Origin of the sequence: Methanoregula sp. (assembly GCF_002835825.1) — an archaeon.
Taxonomy (GTDB): domain Archaea; phylum Halobacteriota; class Methanomicrobia; order Methanomicrobiales; family Methanospirillaceae; genus Methanoregula.
The window spans coordinates 1-1,150 of sequence record NZ_PIZH01000664.1; the positions used below are offsets into that span (position 1 = coordinate 1).

Consider the following 1,150-nt stretch of genomic DNA (forward strand, 5'->3'; position numbering starts at 1 on the left):
CCGACGGAAGATCACGCCAAGAACTGGCCGACCCGGGGGTGAGGGGATCTGCGGCGGTCCGGAGGTCACGCTCGCTTCCCGCTCCAATCCCGACAGCAGGGTCTGAGAAGATAGCATCGTGGTGCTTTGCGAGAAGAGCTTCGGGATTCATCACCTCACCAATCCGTATCTCGCTCTCCGGCAGCCGGCTCGCCCACGGGATCTCGCTCACCAGCCCGTTATCGAAAACGATCAACTTCGTCCCCGTGGTGAGGTTGACGGCAAAGACCCACCGGACGGCATTGCCGGTTGCATCCAGATCCGAACCCTGAATATAGTAAACGGGGGTCCCCCCAACCTGATTCCTTTCCGAACCAGGGAGATAATCGACAGATTCGACAAAGGCTGTATGCATACTTGTATATGTCTTTTCAGGGTGGTACTCGATTGCCTGAATCCCGACATTCGTACCATCCGGTTCCTGCGCATTCCCGAAGAAGGGGATGGTGCAGGCAGCGGTGAGGCAGAGTACGGAGAGCAGGATGAGGAGCGGGATAGCAGGGGCTAGGCTACGCATAATCTTCCTTAGTGCCATTTGGATCATGTATCAGATATATATGTTGGTTTTTTCAGGACAAATGCAGACTATTCAGGTTTCTGGCTGCATGGAGGGCTCATCGGAATGTAGTAACATTAATTAACTGGAATTTTTTTTAACAGACGCGCGAAAAGGCCTGTAAAACGGGGAAAAAAAGGAGAATGGGCCCCCTCACGGCACGATCTTCGTGATCGGGATCTCAAGGATGTCCTCTGCCCCGCAAGCTTTCAGTTTCGGGATGAGCCCGTTGACCGCGCTTTTCGGGACCACCGTCTGGATGCTGTAGTAGTCGATGCCGTGGAGCCGGCTCACCGTCGGCTTCTTCATGGCCGGCAGCGCAGAAACGATCCGCTCCATGGAGGCCGTGGGCACGTTCATGGTCAGGAGCACCTTATGCCGCGCATCGATGACCCCGAAGAGGAGCGTCCTTATCTCCTCGATCTCCCTGCGCTTCACCGGATCCGCCCACGCCGCCTTGCTGGCGATGATCGCCGTGTGGGATTCCATGATCTGCCCGATGATCTTCAGGCCGTTCTTCCGGAGCGTCGTCCCCGTCTCGGTCAGATCAACGAC

Annotated in this window: 2 protein-coding genes; both read right to left on the reverse strand. The window is 56.3% G+C overall.

Annotation, left to right across the window (positions count from 1 at the left end; translation table 11 throughout):
• On the reverse strand, window positions 1–556 hold a 556-nt coding region (locus tag CW742_RS14255; RefSeq protein ID WP_292421520.1), incomplete at its 3' end, for a hypothetical protein.
• 192 nt (window positions 557–748) lie between these two features.
• On the reverse strand, window positions 749–1,150 hold a 402-nt coding region (gene hisG, locus CW742_RS14260; protein WP_342764892.1), incomplete at its 5' end, for an ATP phosphoribosyltransferase.